The 17,783-nt window shown below is 68.1% G+C and carries 10 protein-coding genes and 1 pseudogene; 6 read left to right on the forward strand and 5 right to left on the reverse strand.

Features of this window, described 5'->3' with window-relative positions:
• Positions 1-322: 322 nt before the first annotated feature.
• From CXQ96_RS07670 to CXQ96_RS07680, 3 genes and pseudogenes are all read right to left on the reverse strand, one after another.
• Entirely contained in the window at positions 323-1,702 is a 1,380-nt protein-coding gene (locus CXQ96_RS07670) for a DUF4192 domain-containing protein (RefSeq protein WP_104117445.1), read from the reverse strand.
• An 84-nt stretch (positions 1,703-1,786) separates the two neighbouring features.
• On the reverse strand, positions 1,787-3,130 hold the full coding sequence (locus CXQ96_RS07675) for a nitrate/nitrite transporter (protein WP_104117446.1): 1,344 nt from the start codon (positions 3,128-3,130) through the stop codon (positions 1,787-1,789).
• 326 nt (positions 3,131-3,456) lie between these two features.
• Positions 3,457-4,350, reverse strand: a pseudogene (locus CXQ96_RS07680) (proteasome assembly chaperone family protein); the annotation flags it as partial.
• A gap of 281 nt (positions 4,351-4,631) precedes the next feature.
• Here CXQ96_RS07680 and CXQ96_RS07685 point away from each other — a divergent pair.
• The 4 genes from CXQ96_RS07685 to CXQ96_RS07700 all read left to right on the forward strand — a co-directional run bounded on the left by CXQ96_RS07685 (position 4,632) and on the right by CXQ96_RS07700 (position 10,370).
• Positions 4,632-6,179: a leucyl aminopeptidase gene (locus CXQ96_RS07685; RefSeq protein WP_104117541.1), complete on the forward strand. Its 1,548-nt coding sequence runs from the start codon at positions 4,632-4,634 to the stop codon at positions 6,177-6,179.
• A 262-nt stretch (positions 6,180-6,441) separates the two neighbouring features.
• The gene (lpdA, locus tag CXQ96_RS07690) at positions 6,442-7,824 is read left to right on the forward strand and encodes a dihydrolipoyl dehydrogenase (RefSeq protein ID WP_104117448.1); all 1,383 of its coding nucleotides are present in this window, start codon (positions 6,442-6,444) and stop codon (positions 7,822-7,824) included.
• A gap of 145 nt (positions 7,825-7,969) precedes the next feature.
• Positions 7,970-9,769, forward strand: coding sequence for a 2-oxoglutarate dehydrogenase, E2 component, dihydrolipoamide succinyltransferase (gene sucB / locus CXQ96_RS07695; protein ID WP_104117449.1), 1,800 nt, complete (start codon positions 7,970-7,972; stop codon positions 9,767-9,769).
• A gap of 169 nt (positions 9,770-9,938) precedes the next feature.
• Positions 9,939-10,370 carry an OsmC family protein gene (locus CXQ96_RS07700; RefSeq protein ID WP_104117450.1) on the forward strand — a complete coding sequence of 144 codons (432 nt, stop codon included), beginning with the start codon at positions 9,939-9,941 and terminating at the stop codon, positions 10,368-10,370.
• An 87-nt stretch (positions 10,371-10,457) separates the two neighbouring features.
• Here CXQ96_RS07700 and CXQ96_RS07705 read toward each other — a convergent pair whose 3' ends face one another.
• Complete coding sequence (locus CXQ96_RS07705) at positions 10,458-14,099, reverse strand: S41 family peptidase (protein WP_104117451.1); 3,642 nt, start codon at positions 14,097-14,099, stop codon at positions 10,458-10,460.
• 137 nt (positions 14,100-14,236) lie between these two features.
• Between CXQ96_RS07705 and CXQ96_RS07710 the strand changes: the two genes are divergently transcribed.
• Positions 14,237-15,136 carry a TIGR01777 family oxidoreductase gene (locus CXQ96_RS07710; RefSeq protein WP_104117452.1) on the forward strand — a complete coding sequence of 300 codons (900 nt, stop codon included), beginning with the start codon at positions 14,237-14,239 and terminating at the stop codon, positions 15,134-15,136.
• 99 nt (positions 15,137-15,235) lie between these two features.
• Here the strand turns inward: CXQ96_RS07710 and CXQ96_RS07715 are convergent, their stop codons facing one another.
• Positions 15,236-17,287 carry a serine/threonine-protein kinase gene (locus CXQ96_RS07715; protein WP_104117453.1) on the reverse strand — a complete coding sequence of 684 codons (2,052 nt, stop codon included), beginning with the start codon at positions 17,285-17,287 and terminating at the stop codon, positions 15,236-15,238.
• 352 nt (positions 17,288-17,639) lie between these two features.
• Between CXQ96_RS07715 and CXQ96_RS18815 the strand changes: the two genes are divergently transcribed.
• Entirely contained in the window at positions 17,640-17,774 is a 135-nt protein-coding gene (locus CXQ96_RS18815; RefSeq protein WP_258058938.1) for a hypothetical protein, read from the forward strand.
• Positions 17,775-17,783 lie beyond the last annotated feature (9 nt).

The raw sequence follows: 17,783 nt of genomic DNA on the forward strand, positions 1-17,783 counted from the left end.
TCATACGGCGGTGTGCGGTGCCATCAGAGGGACAACACCACTATGACCCTGTCAAGTCCGTGCTTTTTACCATGCAACTCCGGCAGGACCAGCTCCCTGAGAAACGGTCCCGCTGCCCTCGCTATTCCCCGGGAACACGCTGTTCTGCGATGCCCCCGATACAATGCTCGGTGGTGTTGTGGTGCACGGACCCAACCGGGTCTCAAATTTCATTGTCTCATGAGTCCGGGGTCCCTCGTAAATTGTCGTGGTCCGATGTGAGCATCCCGTCGGGGTCGTCCGCCGTATCGGCCTCGCGGTCGACGACGGACGCTACACGGCATCACGCCGCCCGGGACGGCGACCTGGGAGCGCTCGAGGTCCAGGCCGTGGAGCGGCTTCGAGCCCATGCCGGCAGCCCTCCGCGACGCAGCAGTTCCTGGAGCAATCGCGCCAACCGATAGCCGGGTACCGCGGCCTCGGCGGCGTCGAGGAGGACTGCCGCTCGGGAGCCGCGCCCGCGCGCGTATTCGAACCACCCGGACATCGTCAGGGCCGCAGCACGGGACTCACCGCTGGATACGGCGACCAACCGCGCGAGGATACCGGTCATGTGGTCCACCCGCTTCCAGCGGATCTCCCCTGTGTAGCGGCCGGCCAGGATGTCGGCATAGAGTACTGCCGCATCCCTTCCGGTCCCCTCCTCGCCTACCCGCAGCAGTGTGGCGGCGAGCTGTTCGACCGGAGGCGCCCCGGCAGCCAGCACGGCGTCTACCGCACTCCTCAGTGCGCCTGCACGGCGCACCGCGGGCAGGACCGGTCGTTCCACCGGATCTCCTTCGTCCGCGCGTGACTCGACCGGTCGGACAGAACCGATCAGGCCGCAGGAGGCAGCTCCTTCGAGCGCCGCGTCGGATCCGATGCACGCACTCACGAGGAGGAAGTCGCGGACGGTCCTCGACTCGAGACTGGCCAGGAGGAACGCCGCGACAGCAGGCTCCATGCCTTCAGGCAGCTCCCCCGGTCGCTCGAGAACGGCATCCCAGAACGACGAGGTGGCCCGGAACTGGACCGCGCTGTCCCACCGGCCGGAGCAGGACGCTGCATACTCAGCCTGTGCGTCCTCGATCGCCTGGGTATCGACCTCCGATGACTCCATCCTCCCGGTGATGAAGGGAGCCGCACGGAGCACTGCAATGGACGCGGACGAGTCGAAGGCGCTCCCGCCGAAAATGAGCTCCGCGTTCAGGGGACTGTCCCGGACCTCGTCGAGGGTGTGTCCGGGCCAGGGGCAGCACTCGTCGTCCGTGCAGAAGTAGTCGCGCCACGCGTGGTCGGAGACGAACCACCCGCCGCGGACGGGCAGGCCTGCGGCTCCGAGGACGGCCTCGACGTTCAGCACAAGCGCGTTGCGCGGCGGCGGCGCGAGCTGGGGCCAGCCCTCCGAGGTATAGACGGCCAGGAGCACGCCGTCCGCAGCGGTGTCGCCCTGCAGGAAGGACAGCACTCCCTCGGCGAAGGCGAGAGGATCCGCCTCGGCGGACGGCAGGTCCACCCGGAGCGTGGCTCCCAGCCGCCGTCCGTCGGTCGTCAGCACCACCAGACTCTCGACGGGCATGAAGCCGAGGGCATGCGGTATGTAGGACAGGATGTCCGCCGGCGACGTGACGGCGAAGGTCGGGGAGGCTGGACTGCCCTGCTCGGGGCTCGAAGAGGATGACATGCCGCCAGCCTGCTACTCCTGCCTCGCCGTCGGTGGGCCACCGGAACCTATGTGGACAAGGCCGCGTCACGGCGCGGCCCCTGCTCAACCGGTCGCGTTCCTCCGGGCGGCTCTCCTCTCCCGGCGGAGACGCCGTTCGCGGGCGAGTGCATCGCGCAGTGGCGGAACAATGACCCCCTGGTCGGCCATTCGCCGTCGTACTTTCCTCCGTGCGATGACCACGGCACACGCGCCGACCGCGAGGAGGACGAGCTGCGCCCCCATCGCGAGGCGGAACGACGGCAGCGCATAGAGATCCCCGCGGGAGAATCCGCTGCCGAGGAGGACGTCGAGGACGACTCCGATGACGAACATGGAGAGAAGGGACGCGACGAAGCCGCCGATGTTGACGATGCCGGTCGCCGTGCCGATCCGGGCAGCCGGGTTGAACGTGCGGGCGAAGTCGAAGGCGATCATCGAGCCCGGTCCTCCGATGGCCAAGGCGACCACGAGCAGCGTCAGCAGCGGCAGGGGCGCCGGACCCGGGTACAGCAACACCGCGAGCCAGGCCCCCGCCATCAGCGCTGCGATGGCGAGCACCATGGTCGACCGCCGCAGCGGGTGGCGCCCGACGTAGCGACCGAGGAGCGGCCCGCACGCGATGCCCACGGCGACGAACAGGGTCATCAGGGCTGACGCGGGTCCCTCTCCGACCTTCTCCGCGCGGATGAGGTACGGATAACCCCACATGAGTACGAAGACCGTGCCCGGGAACTGGATGGTGAAGTGCGACCACAGTCCGAGTCGCGTGCCCGGCTGCTTCCACGCCTCCGCCAACGACGTACCGGTCTGGCGGAGCGTCTGGCTGGTCGGCTCGTTGTCCTCATGCGGAGAGTTCCGGATGACCGTGACGGAGAGGACGACGGCGACGACCGACAACGCTGCCGCCGCGAGGAAGGCGGGCTGCCAGCCGAGCGTCGAGAGCAGAGCGACGAACGGGATCACCGAGACCACCTGGCCGAGCTGGCCGACGATGCCGGTCCATTGCGTCAGCACCGGAATACGTCGGGGCTCGAACCAGGCCGGGAGCAACCGGAGGACGCTGATGAAGGTCATCGCGTCCCCCGCGCCGACCAGCAGGCGGCCGGCGATGCCTGCACTGACGGAATCGGCGAACGCCAGTTGTGTCTGACCGAGTGCCATCAACACGCCGCCGGTCACGATGAGAGCGCGGGGGCCCCATCTGTCCACCAGGACACCGACGGGAACCTGCAGGCCCGCGTACACCAGGAGCTGCACCACTGTGAAGACCGACAGCTGGGAGGCCGAGGCATCGAACCGATCGGTCGCCTCCAGCCCTGCGACGCCGAACGTCGTGCGTTGCGTCACGGCGACGAGGTAGGCAGTGACGCCCGCTCCCCACACCAGAAGTGCCCTCGAAGAATTCACTTCCCCATTATCCCGTGCGGCAAGCCGGGTGGAGGTGCGCGCCGATGTCCGTTCCAGCCCGGCACGAACGCGGAAGAGCCCGCCGCCATGGGGCGGCGGGCCTGCCCGGCGGCGGGAGGCGTGAGCTCGGCCGCCCGGGGGCCTCAGACTGCGGAACGCGGTCCCGGTCCAGCCGGCCCTTCGTCGCGCCCATCGAGCTCACCGGTGGGCTGCCCGCCGGATCCGTGCTCGTCGCTACTGCCGTCCGTCGTGCCGTAGTCGATGGGAGTCGTGCCGAGGAACTCGGTGTCCCAGAGGAGCGTGGATTCCTCTTCGGCCTGCGGACTCGCAAGATAGGCCTCGACAGCGGCGCCCAGTTCCTCCGCACTTGCGAGCTCGCTGTTGTCCTTGACCAGCAGCGACCGGCGCGCGGCACCGTCGGCGTATTCGTCGTACCGCTTCTCCAACGACGCCACCACCGACTGCACCTCGGTGGAGTTGCCCACCTGCCGCGCGATCTGGCGTTCGACGTCACGTCCCGTCTCCCGCAACCGGTCCGTCGGCAGCACGAGCCGGGCGGTCGCTCCTACGTACTCGAGGCCCGCGACCGCGGCGGGCGGGTACTCGGCCTCGGCGAGGTAGTGCGGAACGTGGATGACGTGCCCGACGACGTCGTGCCCCGCCTCGATCAGGCGCAGTTCCAACACGTGGCCGATGGAGGCCTGCAGTTCGGCCGTCGGGCGCCAGGCATTCATGCCGTCGATGATGTCGGTCCGATTGCCGTGCAGAGTCACGCCGATGGGGCGCGTATGGGGGACGGGCATCGGGATCGCGTGGAGCCACGAGATGAGCGGCACCTCGAGCTCGGTCACGAGTCCGATGACGGAGCTCACGAAGCGCTCCCACTGCAGATCGGGCTCGACGCCGGTCAGGAGCAGGAATGGCTCCCCCAGTCCGTCGAACATCCGGTGCAGCTCGAGCCGGTGCGGCTGGTAGTCCGTCAGGTGGTCCTCGACGAAGGTGATCTTCGGCCTGCGACCGCGGTAGTCCATGAGCTGATCGGCGTCGAACTCGGCCACCATCTCGTGCTCGAGGATCTCGAGGAGTTCCTCGCTCACCTGGGAGACGACGTGGCCCGCGTCCATGAAACCGGTCAGGCTGATGATCAGCGGAAGCCCCTTGAGGGCGGGATCGCCGACGACATCGGGGTTGGTGTTGTACAGGGTCTGTGGATCCAGCATGGCTCTCTCCTCCGGTTGGGTCCTGTCGTTGTCAACACCACGTGCGTGCTCTTCATTCCGGCCGTTCTTCGCGCCTGCAGTTCCCTGCTCCCTCTTTCCCCGGCACCGCGCGACATGGTGGCCGCGAGCCGACGATCGCGCTCTGCGCATGGGCGGATCCCCCGCCGACCCGACCGGGGTAGAGACTACGATCGTTGGGACGGTTCCCGGACCACCAGATACCGGGGCCACGAGTGATGCAGCATCTGGACAACCCATCCGGACACGAGGAGACAGATTCCGTGATCAAGACGACCGAACTACACCTGACGGCTTCCGCCAAGGACATCAAGAAGATTCCGAGCGACGCGCTCGTGATCGCGGTCGCGAAGGGTACGGCCGGGCCGGTCCTGCTCGCCGGCCCGCTGCCTGCGAAGGCTGCTCGAGCACTCGGCGACTCGCTCCAGGTGCTCGGCATCACCGGTGCGGCCGACGAGGTACGCCGCCTTCCCGGGCTGCCCGAGACAGGGGCCGATTCCCTCGTGCTCTCCGGTGTCGGTCCGGTGACCGCCGGTGAGGTGCTCGCTCCCGAGACCCTGCGACGCGCAGCCGGCGCTGCCGTCCGACAGCTGACCGGTCTCGACACCGTCGTCCTCGCTCTGCCTGCCGACACCGTCGCCTCCGCTACAGCCGTCGCCGAAGGCGCCGCTCTCGGCGCGTACAGCTACGAGGGCCACAAGTCGGGGATGAAGGCGGACGGCACGGTCTCCCCGGCAACCGACAAGGCCGCGGTCCGCAACGTCGTCGTTCACACGCCTGCGGCCGACGACGTCGAGCTCGCACCTGCTTTCCGGCGTGCCGTCGTCCTCGGTAAGAACGTCAACACCACGCGCTCGCTCGTGAACCTGCCGCCGAGCCACCTCTACCCCGAGACCTTCGCACAGGCCGCGAAGGACCTTTCGCGCGGACTCCCCGTGAAGGTCACGGTGATGGACGAGAAGCGCCTCGAGCGTGACGGCTACGGCGGCATCCTCGGAGTGGGCAAGGGATCGTCGCGTCCACCGCGCATGGTCAAGGTCGAGTACTCGCCGGCCAAGTCCGCCGTCCACCTCGCACTCGTGGGCAAGGGCATCACGTTCGACTCCGGGGGACTCTCGCTCAAGCCGGCCGCCGGCATGCAGACGATGAAACTGGACATGGCCGGCGCCGCCGTCGTCCTGACGACTCTCCTCGCCGTCGCCGAACTGGGCCTGCCCGCGAAGGTCACGGCCTGGCTCTGCCTTGCGGAGAACATGCCCTCGGGTACAGCGCAACGCCCCGAGGACGTCCTCTCGATCTACGGCGGGCGCACCGTCGAGGTCCTGAACACCGACGCCGAGGGCCGGCTCGTCCTCGCCGATGGCCTTGCCGCTGCCAGCGAGGAAGCACCCGATGCGATCATCGACATCGCCACGCTGACGGGAGCGCAGATGATCGCGCTCGGTACTCGCGTGTCGGGGGTCATGGGCGACGACGGCGTGCGGGATGCAGTAAAGGCCGCCGCGGACCGAGCGGGCGAGCAGTTCTGGCCCATGCCCCTTCCCGAGGAACTGCGACCGAGCCTGGAGTCGCAGGTCGCCGACATCGCGAACATCGGCGAGCGGAACGGCGGGATGATGACGGCCGCGGTGTTCCTCCGCGAGTTCGTCGGCCAGGTGGACGGCGAGAAGATCCCGTGGGCACACCTCGACATCGCCGGACCCGCGTTCAACGACGGCGCCGCCTACGGCTACACGCCGAAGTCCGGCACCGGCGTGGGTGTCCGCACGCTGCTGGCGTACGTCGAGGACGTCCTCGCGCGCACCGCCTGAGGTCGTGGAGGGCGCGGCGCACGGGCCTCGGGTACCGCGCCCCCACGCAGTGACGGCGTCGGAATGTCCTGCACGTGACTCTGCGCACATCGGGCCGCTCCGGCGTGGTCCACCTGCACTTCAAGTGGATGATGGTCCCTTCTGGGGATAGGGTGAAAAACGAGCACGGAAAGCACCTGCGACCGCACCGCGACCGCAACGGCAATCGATCTATCAACCGACGCGTCCTGCGCGTCAACAGACCACGCGAGGGAGCGTTCAAGTGGCCGAATCGGCAACTGCGCAAGAATTCGACATCCTGGTACTCGGTGGAGGCAGCGGCGGTTATGCTGCGGCCCTCCGCGCAGTGCAGCTGGGCTTCACCGTAGGGCTCATCGAGAAGGGCAAGCTCGGAGGCACGTGCCTCCACAACGGCTGCATCCCCACCAAGGCCCTGCTGCACTCCGCCGAGATCGCCGACGGCGCCCGCGACTCCGAGAAATACGGCGTGAAGGCCACCTTCGAGGCGATCGACATGGACGCGGTGAACGCGTACAAGGACGGCATCATCGCCGGCAAGTACCGGGGCCTGCAGGGTCTCATCAAGTCCAAGGGCATCACGGTCATCGAGGGGTCGGGCAAGCTCGCCTCGCAGAACACCATCGACGTCGACGGCACCATCTACACCGGCAAGCACATCATCCTGGCTACGGGCTCCTTCTCCCGCAGCCTGCCAGGCCTCGAGATCGGCGGCAGGGTCATCACCTCCGACCAGGCGCTGAAGATGGACTTCGTTCCCAAGACGGTCATCATCCTCGGCGGTGGCGTCATCGGCTGCGAGTTCGCGTCCGTCTGGAAGTCCTTCGGCGTCGACGTCACGATCATCGAGGCCCTTCCCTCGCTCGTTCCGAACGAGGACGCCTCCATCGTCAAGAACTTCGAGCGCGCGTTCAAGAAGCGCGGCATCAAGTTCAACACCGGAACCCGCTTCAAGTCCGTCGAGCAGAACGACAACGGAGTGGTGGTGTCGCTCGAGGACGGCAAGACCTTCGAGGCGGATCTCATGCTCGTCGCCGTCGGCCGCGGACCCGTGACCCAGAACCTCGGGTACGAGGAGGCCGGCCTCACGATGGACCGCGGTTTCGTCATCACCAATGAGCGCCTGCACACGGGTGTCGGCAACATCTATGCAATCGGCGACATCGTTCCCGGCCTGCAGTTGGCACACCGCGGATTCCAGCAGGGCATCTTCGTCGCGGAGGAGATCGGCGGCCTGAAGCCCGTCGTCGTCGCCGACCTCAACATCCCGAAGGTCACCTACAGCGATCCCGAGATCGCCTCGGTGGGGTACACCGAGAAGGCCGCCCGCGAGAAGTTCGGGGACGACCGCGTAGAGACCCACGAGTACAACCTGGCCGGGAATGGCAAGAGCTCGATCATCGGTACCGGCGGCATCGTGAAGCTCGTCCGTGAGAAGGACGGGCCGATCGTCGGCGTGCACATGCTGGGCACCCGAATGGGCGAACAGATCGGTGAAGCACAGCTGATCGTGAACTGGGAGGCGTACCCCGAGGACGTCGCGCCCCTCATCCACGCCCACCCGACGCAGAACGAGGCCCTGGGCGAGGCCCACCTCGCGCTCGCCGGGAAGCCGCTGCACGGCTGAGGCAGCACGCACAACCGGGCTTGGTCCACGTTCCAAGGGCGTGGACTAAGCTCGGACGCAGGAACTTCAAAGCATTGCCAGCTGGACGGGCCCCGCTCGTCGACCAGCTGCCAGGAACGATCTATAAAGGAGAAACGGGCGCATTATGTCTGAATCCGTGAACTTGCCCGCTCTCGGTGAAAGCGTCACCGAAGGCACTGTCACCCGCTGGCTCAAGCAGGTCGGTGACCGCGTCGAGGTCGACGAGCCCCTCCTCGAAGTCTCCACAGACAAGGTCGACACCGAAATCCCCTCGCCGATCGCCGGCGTCATCGAGGAGATCCTCGTCGCGGAGGACGAGACCGCGGAGGTCGGCGCCCCGCTGGTGCGCATCGGAGACGGATCCGGTGGTGGCGATGCGGGCAACGCAGCTCCGGCCGCAGAGGAGGCTCCCGCCGCACCCGAGCAGCCGGCAGCTGCGGAAGCTCCGCAGGCCCCCGAGCCTGCATCGAGCGACGACTCGGACGGCTCCGCCGAGGGTACCGAGGTCACTCTCCCCGCCCTGGGCGAGAGCGTCACCGAGGGTACGGTCACCCGCTGGCTCAAGGCCGTCGGCGACGACGTCGAAGTCGACGAGCCGCTGCTCGAGGTGTCGACAGACAAGGTCGACACGGAGATTCCCTCCCCTGTTGCGGGCAAGCTCCAGGAGATCCGGGTCAACGAGGACGAGACCGCCGAGGTCGGCGCCGTCCTCGCCGTCATCGGATCCGGTGCAGCCGCACCGAAGAAGGTCGAAGCAGCGTCCGGTGATCCGCTCGTAGCGGCGCCGGCCGAGGAGCGCAACGACGCCCCGACCGAGAAGCCCGGTGCGGACCAGGAAGCCGAGCGCGCCTCGACCACCTCGGAACCGGACGACGACGCAAGCGGCGCTCCGGCCCCGGAGCCCGCGGCCGAGCAGGCGCCCGCAGCGGAGAAGAGGCCGGAGGCGGAAGAGTCCGGAAGCTCGGATACCTCCACCTACGTCACTCCCCTCGTCCGGCGTCTCGCGAACCAGAACAAGGTAGACCTCTCCACGGTCAAGGGCACGGGGGTCAGTGGCCGCATCCGCAAGCAGGACGTCCTCGAGGCTGCCGAAGCCCAGAAGGCGGCGACGCCGGAACCTGCAGCTGTTCCGCAGTCACCGGCACCGGCAGCACCGGCAGCACCATCGAGGCCGGCCGCTCCTGCCGTCGAGCCCTCGAAGCTGCGTGGCACCGTCGAGAAGGCTCCGCGGATCCGGCAGACCATCGCGAAGCGGATGCGTGAATCGCTCGAGGTCTCCGCCCAGCTGACCCAGGTGATCGAGGTCGACATGACCCGTATCGCCAAGCTGCGCGCGGTGTCCAAGGATTCGTTCCAGGCACAGAACGGCGCGAAGCTGACCTTCCTGCCCTTCATCTCGAAGGCCGTCACCGAGGCGCTGAAGCAGCACCCGAAGCTGAATGCGTCCTTCGACGAGGAGAAGAAGGAAGTCACGTACCACGACGCCGAGCACCTCGCGATCGCGGTCGACACCGAGAAGGGCCTGCTGGTTCCCGTCATCAAGGACGCCGGCAACCTCAACCTGGGCGGACTCGCCAAGAAGATCGCCGATGTCGGGGCTCGCACCAGGAACGGACAGATCGGCCCGGACGAGCTCTCCGGTGGCACTTTCACGATCACGAACATCGGGTCGGCCGGTGCTCTCTTCGACACCCCGATCATCAACCAGCCACAGGTCGGCATCCTGGGTACCGGCATCATCGTCAAGCGTCCGGTGGTCATCACCGGAGTCGACGGTGATGACACGATCGCCATCCGTTCGATGATGTACCTGAGCCTGACGTACGACCACCGCCTCGTGGACGGCGCCGATGCGGGCCGATTCCTGCAGACGCTGAAGGCACGCCTCGAGGGTGGAGCCTTCGAGGCCGACCTCGGCCTGTAGTCTCGTCCGATCGGTTCGACCGACAGGAGCCGCTTCCCTTGAGGGAGGCGGCTCCTTCCTTTTCCGGCTGTCCGCCCGGACGCCCGATGGAACTCCCCACCCGCGCTCCCTAGGATGGGAGTGAAGTACCGGACGCGAAACCCGCGCCCGTCAGACACCAAGGAGAACCATGGCTACCATTCGCACAGCCCACACCGTCTGGAGTGGAGACCTCCCCACAGGCTCGGGTCAGGTAACGCTTGATTCATCCGGTATCGGCACCTACGACGTGACCTGGAAGGCACGCGCCGAGCAGTCCGAGGGCAAGACCAGCCCGGAGGAACTCATCGCCGCCGCACACTCCGCATGCTTCTCGATGGCGTTCAGCCACGCACTGGGTGAAGAGGGCAAGACCCCGGAGCACGTCGAGACGAAGGCAGAGGTCGATTTCCAGCCGGGCACAGGCATCACCGCCATCCGTCTCACACTCGAGGCGACCGTTCCCGGGCTCTCCGAGGAGGACTTCCAGCGGGTTGCCCAGGCCGCGAAGGAGGGCTGCCCCGTGTCGCAGGCCCTTGCCGCCGTCAAGGACATCACGCTGAGCGCGACGCTGAAGGGCTAGCCGGACCCTCCGGCCGCACAGCTGGCAAGAAGACCCCCGGACATCAGGTGTCCGGGGGTCTTCTGCATGCGCGTGGGGGTTACCGGATCAGTCGCCCAGATCCTGTGGTCGCGGGGGCAGCGATCCCGGCTTCCGGGAGGGGTAGCCCTCCTTCAGCGGCGGTATGTCCGTAGGGATCTCGGCGAGCATCTCCCGAAGTATCCCGACCCCATGTTCGAGCTGCGGATCCTCCCCAGCCGCGTATGCATGCGGTGGGAAGGGCACCTCGATGTCCGGATCCACGCCGTAGTTCTCGATGGACCATCCGACGCCGCCCGTCACGTGGAAGCCGTACCGCGGCTGGTTCACCCCAGTGCCATCCGCGAGCTTGAACCGGCCGTCGATGCCGATGACTCCGCCCCAGGTCCGGGTACCGATCACCGGTCCGATACCGCGCAGCTTCACGACCTGCGTGATGATGTCGCCGTCGGAGCCCGCGAACTCGTCGGTCAGGACCACCACGGGACCGCGTGGTGCGTGGGCCGGGTAGGTGCCGGGAGTCTCCCCCCGGGGCATCGACCACGCCGTGACCCTCCGCCCGATGAGCTCTGCGACCAACTGCGAGGTGTGACCGCCGCGATTGCGTCGGACATCGATCACGAGGGCGTCCCGGGTCGTCTCACGATCGAGGTCGCGGTGCAGCTGTCCCCATCCGTTCGCAACCATGTCCGGGATGTGCAGGTAGCCGAAGCGCCCGTCGGAGGCACGCTGCACGATCGCCCGGTTCGCCGCTACCCAGTTCTGGTAGCGCAGGCGCTCCTCACTGCGGAGTGGAACCACGGCGACACGACGGCGTTCCGCGCCGTCACCGGGCCGCACCGTGAGTTCGACTGCCATTCCTGCAGCTCCTGTCAGGAGCACCGAAGGGCCGAAGCGGGCCGGCACAGGGACACCGTCGATGGCTTCGATGACGTCTCCAGCACGGACGGCGACGCCCGGCGCGCTCAGGGGCGACGCCGCGAGCGGATCCGACGACTCGGCCTCGAAGATCCGGGTGACCGCCCAGCCGTCCCGGGCCGGCGCGAATTCCGCCCCGAGGAATCCCTGGTGTCCTCCGGCTTCGCCTACGAGCGCTGGTGCGACGTAGGCATGGGATGTCCCGAGCTCCCCGTGCAGTTCCCACAGGACGTCCACGAGGTCGTCATGGCTGCCCAGGCGATCGACCAGTGGCAGGTAGCGCTCCCGTACGCCGTGCCAGTCGACCCCGGCCATGTCCTCGGTCCAGTAGAAGTCCCGCTGGAGCCGCCAGGCCTCCTCGAACGCCTGTCTCCACACCCGGACCGGATCGAGCGAGACCCGGATGCGCTGGAGCCCGACCTCGACCCGTTTCGGCGAGTCCGTATCCGTCGCGCCGTCCGTAGGGATCGCCGTGACCTTCCCGCTCGACATATGGACCGCCGTCGCGCCGTCCCTGCTCACCTCGTAGGCGTCGATGTCGGCCGCGAGGACCTCGACTCTCCTGCGCTCCAGATCGAAACGCTCCAGACGCCGGGCGGGCTCGCCGTCGGAGGATGACGCGCGCCCCTCGCCCGTTACTCCCCCGATGTCGCCGGCGGTCCAGAGCAGTGCACCGTCGACGGCTCGAAGGTCGTCGTACGTTCCCTGCGCAACCGGAACCGCGATGGTGCGCGCCATGATGAGTTCAGGATCGACGACGACGGTCGCAGGTGCTTCCTCGCCGTCACGTCCCTCACTACCAGCGGAACCAGCAGCACCCGGAGCACCTGGAGCACCAGAGCTTCCCCTACCGTCGTTGCGATCGGTGTCGCCGCCCGTCAGCGCGGCGCGCGGGCCGAAGGGCGACGGCGTCCCGGCGGCGAGCGCCACCAGGTGGGGTTTCGTCGACGCCGGAAAACTGAGGTCGAAGCGGTGGGTGTCGTAGACGGGGTCGAAGCTACGATCCGAGAGGAAGGCGAGATACTTCCCGTCCCGGCTGAACGTCGGCGACCAGTCCCGGAACCGTCCGTCCGTGACGTCGATGATCTCGTCGGGTGCGGAAGCCGAGGCAAGGCGGATTCGGCTCCGCGCGCCCTCCTGGGCCATGGGCTCCGCCCAGGCGAGCCATGCCGAATCATGGGAGAAGGTAACGGCTTCGATCACTCCATGCTCCGTCGAGACGACGCGGCGGCTCTCCCCGGTGGCAACCGTCAGGAGCTCGAGGGAGCCGGTCTCGGACGGCACCGCGATGCGGCTGCCGTCCGGACTGACTGCCACTGCCGATGCGCGGAAGCGCCCCTCGAAGGTGAAGCGCTGGAGACTGGAGCGGGGCAGTGCGGACTGGGCATCGACCAGGGCTGCCTCCGGTCCGGAAGCACCGTCATCGGGCTGCTCCAGACGTGCGCGGCTGCCCGCGTCACCGCCTCCGGGTGCAGTATCGCTCGCCTCGTCACTCGCTCCGCCACTCGCCCCGTCATCGTATGGCCGGTGCGGGCCATCGGAAAGACTCAGTGCACTCACGGGCGCGGGCAGGACCTGAACGCCATCGCTGTCGCTCTCCGACCCGTTCAGCTCCGCCCCGTTCCGGCCGGGGCCGACGTGCTGGGACCCGGCGTGCTCCGATCGGCCCGTGAGCTCGGACTGGTCGGCGGTTGCTTCACCGTCGGCCGGTGCGAAGACGTCGCGCACATAGAGGGCCTCCTCGCCGTCCACGTCGGCGATGTACGCCACGCGGGACCGATCAATGGGCCGACCGAGACGGGCACGGACACCCGGCGTCGCCTCGACCACACGCGACGGGCCGTCCTTATGGGTCAGCCAGTGGAGGGTGCCGTGCGCCTCGACGATGGACGCGGATCCGTCCGACGTCGGCACGGCAGCCGCGAGGTGTCGTTCCACCGCGAGCGGTTGGGGGCGTCGTGTGGTGGATGCCGACCCCAGCGTGACGGACAGCCGGATCGCGTCGGCATCCAGCGCCGGCAGGTACCAGAGCTCCCCCGCCGACTCGAAGGCGATCCGCGTGCCGTCGGTGCTCGCATGACGCGCGTAGAACTGGTCGTGGTCGGTGTGTCGGCGCAGGTCGCCGCCGTTCCGGTCAGCGGAGTAGAGGTTGCCGTGTCCCTCGTGGTCGGACAGGAAAGCTACGCGCCCCGCGATCCACATGGGGTCACTGAGGTTGCCGTCCAGCTCGGGAAGGAACCGCACGAAGTCCCCTCGACCGTCGGAATCCATCCAGAGCTTGCCTGCGGTGCCGCCCCGATACCGCTTCCACCACGCCGGCTCCCGCGTCAGGACACTGCCGATCACCACCGGCTTCTCGTCCCCGAGGGCAGGGCCCTCGACAACGGTGTCGACGGGGCCCAGCGGGACGACGGACGACACTGTCCCGTCGAGCGGAACCCGGTACGCCCAGCTCAGCCGTGAGTCCTCCTGCCGGAAGGCGCTCGTCGCAAGCACGTCACCCTCCGATGTGAAGCCCTTGACGCGGGTGCTCTGGTGTCCCCAGAAAGTGAGCCTACGGAAGTTCCCTCCTTCGACGTCAGCGGCCACGACCTCCGGCGCTCCGCCCTGCACGACCGTCCAGGCGATCGTGGACCCGTCCGGCGAGAAGCGCGGGTTCCTGGCGGGAAGCTGCAGCGCCGAGATTCGCCAGGCGCGGCCTCCGTCGAGTGGGGCGACCCAGACGTCGTTCTCAGCGACGAATGCGACGCGGTTGCCGTGGATGTGCGGATAGCGAAGGTAATCGGAGCCCATTGGTCGATCTTAGCTACCGGCGAGGAGCGCCACGCGTCCCTCCCCCGCCCTTCGGCCCGAACGCCACCGGCGCCAAAGGTGCCGGACGCCCGCCGTCCGCAATACCTTTCGCGCGGGACAAGTGGTTCGATGGAGCCATGCGCATCCTCCTCGCCGGCGCGTCCGGGACCATCGGAACCGCCCTCACCCGCCAGCTCGACAAGAATCACGACGTCCGGCGTCTTGTTCGCCGATCACCGAGGAATTCGGCCGAGATCAGGTGGAATCCCTCGATCGGCGAACTCGATGTCGCTGCCGTGGAGTGGGCGGATGCCGTCATCAACCTTTCGGGCGCGGGCATAGCCGGAGGCCTCTGGACCCGGAGCTACAAGGAAGCGCTGTACTCGTCGCGGATCCTGCCGACCAGGACGCTCGTGCAGGCGATGCGGCAGGCGCAGAACCCACCGGCGGTCTTCGTCAGTCAGTCGGCGTCCGGCTACTACGGCGATCGGGGTGACGAGGTGCTCACCGAGGCGTCAGCATCGGGACAGACCCTTCTCGCCGACATCTGCAGGCGCTGGGAAACCGAAGCGCTGCGGGCGCCGGATTCCGTTCGGGTCGTGCTGGCACGAACCGGCATCGTGATGGCGAAGGGGGGCGGGGCCCTGCCGAACCTGCTGACCCCGATGCGTTTCTTCGCCGGCACGTCCCTGGGCCCGGGCAACCAGTGGTGGCCCTGGATCAGCCTGGACGACGAGGTGAGGGCTCTCGAGTTCCTCCTGACGACGCCCCTCGTGGGACCTGTAAACCTGAGCGCACCGGCGCCGGCAACCCTCGATGCGATCATGCTTCAGCTCAGCAGAGCATTTCACCGGCCGGTCTGGTTCCGCGTCCCTGCCTTCGTGCTCACCGCGGTCATCGGACAACTCGGCCATGAGCTTCTGCTCGTCAGCGCGCGCATGGAGCCCCGGGCGCTGATCTCGGCAGGATTCACCTTCGACCAGCCGACTCCCGAGTCGCTCGCCCGGTGGGTGCGCCGGATCGTCACCCGCAAGTGACCGCGGTACTCGGCAGCACTCCGCAGTAGTCGCAATACTCCCTCGGTGCATAGCGTTACTCCAAGGTGCGACGAGCGGACCGGGCGGACCGGGCTCCCGTCAATCCGTAGGAGCGACCACGGAGTGGATCCGCCAGCCCTCCCCGGAGTTCCAGAGGATGAACAGGAGCTCCTGCTGGCCCGCGGCCATCACCCGTCCAGGCTCGTCCGCGTCGGGTGCGGCGCTCGCTCGAGGTGACACAGGAGATGACGCCGGAGATGAAGCGGCCGTTTCCGTGTAGGACGAGAGCTTGGCCGTGGCCCTGACCACGGCGACGTGGGTGGCAGCCGGCGGCCCGGTGACGGAAGGAAGACTGCCGACCGCCGGCATCGCGGAGAGCTCCCCCGCTGTGAGGACGGAGGAGTCCCGGATATCGATCGTCAGGTCCTTGAGGCTCTTGCCCGAGTCTGCGAGCGCAGCCACCGCCTCGCGGTCTGCAGTCATCGCCGGTGAGCCCTCGACGTCGACCGCCACCAGGAGGCCGGCGTCCGCCGTGGCGAAGGCTGAGGCCCGCAGATCCGCCAGTTCGTCGAGTGCCACGGTAGGGTCAACGTTCGATCCCTCGTTCGGAGGCGCCTCACCCCGTGGCGATCGCCCGGGCACTTCCTGGTCGGAGAAGGAGGTGGACGGCGTGCCCGGCTTCTGCTCGGCCCCTGGGTGCTTGCTTCCTGAGCCCGCCCCCTGATCCTGAGCCGACGATGTCTGTACGGTCGCGGAGGAGTCCGATGCGGGCTGCCCGCCGACAGTCAGCACGATTCCCGCGACGAGCAGGACGACAGCGGCCATCCCGGCTGCGATGGCGAGAAAACCCCGCGCTCGCGGTTCGTTCGGCCCCTTGCCTCCCCGTGCCCGGCTCCGGCTGTCGGCAGGATCCGGCAGGGCCACTTCGCAACGGGGAGACTCCGGGACACGGTCAGGTAGCGCGCGGGCCCGCGTGAAGCCGCGCGGCCGGGAACCGGACCCTGAAGCGGTGCGCCGTTTCCACCACGACTGCGTCGGGGCGGAAGCCGCGACAGCGCGCTGGGTCCGCAGCTCAGGCCGGACACTGGCATGGACGGCCGGCACCAGGTTGATCGGCTCGGGCTTCGAACTGCCCAGCAGTGACCGTGCGAAGCTATCGGCGCTGGGACGGCGTTCCCTACGCGGGCTCAGGCCGTCCTCGATGAGCTGCATCAGTGCCGGTGGCACGTCCGGGACGATGAGCGCGAGTGGCGGCCGGTGCTCGGCAGGACCGGGAATCCGCCCGGTCAGCGCGAACCAGGCCACCGCAGCGAGTGCGAAGATGTCGGACGCCGCATCGAAGGAACCGCTGCCCGTGGGGTCGACGAATCCGGCTGTCCCGGCAACGGCGCCGGGGTCCGAGCCGAGCAGTCTTACGACGCCGAGATCGCCGAGCAGCGGCTTGCCCTCGTGCGTGAACAGGATGTTCCCCGGCGTCACGTCGCCGTGCAGCGCGCCTGCTCCGTGGAGATGTCCGAGTACCTGGGCAACGGGAACCAGGGCCGTGACGACCTCGGGGATGGGCAGGGGCCCGCGGCTCGTGACGAGCCCCAGGAGGGACCCGCCAGCCGCCAGGTCCATCACGATGCCCGGCCCCTGGTCGGTGTCGACCAGGCGATGAACCTGAACGAGGTGTTCGTGCGTGAACCGCTGCAGGAGCCGGAGCTCACGCTCGATACCGTCCCTCCCGGAGTCTCGATCGGGTACCACCGGGCCCGGATGATCCTCGTCCGAGCGGAAGTGCAGCCGCACCGGCGGAAGCGCGGGGGTGCCATCGTCGGGGAAAGGGGCTGCGCGGCGGCCCCTTCTGCGCGTGTCCGCCTCCGCCGGTGCGGCCGGCACGGCCACTTGACCGGTTGATTCCGCGTGGGTTCGGGGCGTCCTGGCCACCTTGAGGGCGAACCGCCGGCCCCGCTCGTCCGTCACCAGCCAGACGAGCGCGGAACCGCCCTGACCGAGGAGGCGTCCCACGCGGAACCCGGCAACCGCGGAAGGGGGCGTGGGTGGCTCGATGGTGCCCGCCGCTGCACTTGCCGATCGCGTTCCGGAGAATGCAGCCGGTAGCGTGCCGCCCCTGCTCCCTCGGCGCCCGGATGACGTCACATCGCTCATGCATCAGTTCTAGGGCAGTGCGCGCGGCCGCCTACGGTTATCCACAGTGTCTCCTACGGCAGAGGACGGATTCGGGGCACGGGACTAGAACATGTGTTCTAATTTGACCCCCACAGCTTCTCTTCGGACAGGTTCATCGATGGAGTTCAATTCGCTCGCACCCAGGACGTGGCGACCGCTCGATGACGTTGTGTCGCTGTCGTTCCACCCCTCGGACCGCGATGCTCAGCCCTCCTGCCTGAGCTGGCGAGGATCACTATGGCACGTGGTCGGGAGCGGCCTGCACTGGTCCACCTGGCGGTTCCTGCCTGTCCGGTCGTCCCGCCCCGATGAGGAACCCTCCACCTGCAGTGTGAGAACCGACTTCTGGAGGTTCCAGGCACAAGTAGACCCCGGCTCCCCCGTGCTGTCCTTCGAGGTTCGCGGTACCGGCCGTGAGTGGCGGCTGGTGCGTCTCGCAGCGGTGTTCGAGTTGCCCGGCGGGTGACGGATCGAC

This window comes from Arthrobacter sp. B1805 (assembly GCF_002929745.1).
Taxonomy (GTDB): domain Bacteria; phylum Actinomycetota; class Actinomycetes; order Actinomycetales; family Micrococcaceae; genus Arthrobacter_D.